Raw genomic sequence first — 3,326 nt, forward strand, 5'->3', positions numbered from 1 at the left:
ACGACGTCGCCGAGCGCGAGCCGGTACTGCGCGTCGATCCGGCCCTTGTTGACACGGACTTCCCCGCTGCGCAGGATCCGGTAAATATGGCTTTTCGGCACGCCTTTACAGACGCGCAACAGGAAGTTGTCGATCCGCTGACCAGCGGCGTTTTCGTCGATCTCGACCATCGAGACCTGGCCACTTACGACCGAATTCTGGGATATTTTGCCTAACTCATTCATACTGAATATAATTTTGCCCAGCCTGACGTAGCGGGCGGCCTGATCGGCCGGCCTGGACGGATTGGGTGAGGCGCAAGCGCAAACCGTCATTTTACTTGCGCCGGGGGTTCGCTGCTCGCCCCGAACCAAGAGAAGCAGCAAGTTGCACGCACGGCACCTGCCGCCGGCAAGGATCGCGCCCACAGGCGGATTCGGTCGGCAAGGCGCCGCGGTAACGGAAAGTTGGTTGAAAAGAATTTAATTGGCAGACGGGCGGCGCGAATCGCGTCCGTACCGGCTGCCGGTTGCGAAAAACGGCGTTGCGCCCGATTTGGCCCCGCGAAGCGTGCGGGGACTGGCGACGTCAAACCAAGGAAGAACACCCCAGGCGGGAAAGTCGGGCTGGATTCGATACTCCCCGCTGCGGCCCGAGCCGCAGCATCTGCCGCCCGTCGGCGCGCGCGACTTACTGCGACGCGCCCCGCGGCAGTGCCCCGGTCTCAGGCTTAGCGCGCTTGTGCAGCGTGCGGTGTGTGGACGCCGTGCTTTGAAGCCGTGTTCGCAGGTGCCCTCTGGCCGCCGGCCCCGTCGTTCGGGCCCAAGCGCCTCTTCAGGCAATTCTCCCCGCCATCGTTCCCGCTCCAGCGTGCTTGTGACAACACAACAAGGCGCGGCCTGCCGTCGACCCCGCCCTTGCGGCTGACACCCGCGAGGCGCCGGCAGCAGAGCCGCCTGGAGTCGTTCATGAAACGCATGCTGTTCAATGCGACGCAGCAGGAAGAATTGCGCGTCGCCATCGTCGATGGGCAGAAGCTCATCGACATCGACATCGAGACCGCCGGCCGCGAACAGCGCAAAGGCAATATCTACAAGGGCATCGTCACCCGCATCGAACCGTCGCTCGAAGCCTGCTTCGTCAACTACGGCGAGGATCGCCACGGCTTCCTGCCGTTCAAGGAAGTCGCGCGCCAGTATTTCAAGGAAGGCGTCGACATGCGCTCCGCGCGCATCCAGGACGCGCTGCGCGAAGGCCAGGAGCTGATCGTCCAGGTCGAGAAGGAAGAGCGCGGCAACAAGGGCGCGGCCCTGACGACGTTCATCTCGCTCGCCGGCCGCTACCTCGTGCTGATGCCGAACAACCCGCGCGGCGGCGGCGTGTCGCGCCGCATCGAGGGCGACGAGCGCCAGGAACTGCGCGAAACGATGGCGCAGCTGGAGATTCCGGACGGCATGAGCATGATTGCCCGCACCGCGGGCATCGGCCGCAGCGCCGAGGAACTGCAGTGGGACCTGAACTACCTGCTGCAGCTGTGGCGCGCGATCGAAGCGGCCTCGCAAAGCGGTAACGCCGGCCAGCCGATGCTGATCTATCTGGAATCGAGCCTCGTGATCCGCGCGATCCGGGACTATTTCCAGCCGGATATCGGCGAAATCCTGATCGACACGACCGAGATCTACGATCAGGCCCGTGCGTTCATGGACATCGTGATGCCGGACAACGTGTCGAAGGTGAAGCGCTACCACGACGACGTGCCCCTCTTCTCCCGCTTCCAGATCGAGCACCAGATCGAGACGGCCTACTCGCGCACGGTGCCGCTGCCGTCGGGCGGCGCGATCGTGATCGACCACACCGAGGCGCTCGTCGCGATCGACGTGAACTCGGCGCGCGCGACCAAGGGCGCGGACATCGAGGAAACGGCGACCCGCACGAACCTCGAAGCGGCCGACGAAGTCGCCCGCCAGCTGCGCCTGCGCGACCTCGGCGGCCTGATCGTGATCGATTTCATCGACATGGAATCGGCGAAGAGCCAGCGCGAAGTCGAGCAGCGCCTGAAGGACGCGCTCAAGCATGATCGCGCCCGCGTGCAGATGGGCAAGATCTCCCGCTTCGGCCTGATGGAACTGTCGCGCCAGCGGCTGCGCCCGGCGCTGTCGGAAGGTAGCCACGTGACCTGCCCGCGCTGTAACGGCACGGGCCACATCCGCGACACCGAATCGTCCGCGCTGCAGGTGCTGCGGATCATTCAGGAAGAGGCGATGAAGGAGCACACCGCGGCGATCCACTGCCAGGTGCCGGTCGAGGTGACCGCCTTCCTGCTCAACGAAAAGCGTCAGGAAATCAACAAGATCGAGTCGCGCTTCAAGGTCGGCATCGTGCTGATCCCGAACAAGCACCTCGATACGCCGCACTACAAGCTCGAACGCCTGCGTCACGACGACGCACGCCTCGACGATCCGCGCGCGTCGTGGAAGATGGCCGAGGAAGCCGCCCGCGAGATGGAGTCGGAAATCGGCTACAGCAAGCGCGCCGCCGAAGTGAAGCCGAAGCAGGAAGCGGCGGTCAAGGGCATCACGCCCGAGCGCCCGGCGCCGAGCCCTGCACCGCAGCGCGCAGCCGAACCGGCACCGGCCCCGGCGCCAGCGGCTGTCGCCCCGGCAAGCACCGGCTTCATCGGCTGGCTGAAGGGTCTGTTCGGCATGCAGCCGGCGGCACCCGCGCCGGCCCCGGCACCCGTGCAGGAACAGGCTGCGGCCCGTCCGGCCCGCGAGCGCGGCGAAAAGACCGAGCAGCGTGGCGAACGCGGCGCCGACCGCAATCGCAACCGTCGTGGCGGCGCGCAGCAGCCGCAAGGCGGCCGCGATCAAGCCGCCGCCGGTCGTGGCCAGCCGCAGCGTGCGGAACGCGAAGGCAAGGAAGCCCGCGAACCGCGTGAAGGTCGTGAGGCCCGCGAAGGTCGTGAAGGCCGCGAAGGTCGTGAGGCCCGCGAAGGTCGTGAAGGCCGCGAAGGTCGTGAGGCCCGTGAAGGCCGCGGCCAGCGCGAGCCGCGCGAAGCACGCGAGCCGCGCGAGCAGCGTGAACCGCGCGAGCCTCGTGAACATAGAGAGCCGCGCGAACCGCGCGAGCGCGTCGAGCAGCCGGAGGCCGTCGAAGCGGCCGGCCGCGGCGAGCGCCAGGAACGCGGCGAACGTCGCGAGCGCGGTGAACGCCGCAAGCCGACCCAGCACGCAGCCACGCTCGAGACCGTGAACCGTGGCGAAAGCCATGCGGAACCGGTAGACGACGAGGCCGCAGCGCTTCCGGGCGCCGATGTGATGGCTGACGCCGAAGCCGGCGCGCGTGAC

Annotated in this window: 2 protein-coding genes; one reads left to right on the top strand and one right to left on the bottom strand. The window is 66.9% G+C overall.

The window, feature by feature from the left end:
- Nucleotides 1–224, bottom strand: a 224-nt coding sequence (locus G3N94_RS40420; protein WP_277398613.1) for a S4 domain-containing protein, incomplete at its 3' end; no start/stop codon positions are given.
- Between the two features lie 723 nt (nt 225–947).
- Between G3N94_RS40420 and G3N94_RS40425 the strand changes: the two genes are divergently transcribed.
- The coding region (locus G3N94_RS40425; RefSeq protein ID WP_205799772.1) for an Rne/Rng family ribonuclease at nt 948–3,326 on the top strand (2,379 nt) is incomplete at its 3' end.

Origin of the sequence: Burkholderia sp. Ac-20353 (assembly GCF_017104785.1) — a bacterium.
Classification (GTDB): domain Bacteria; phylum Pseudomonadota; class Gammaproteobacteria; order Burkholderiales; family Burkholderiaceae; genus Burkholderia.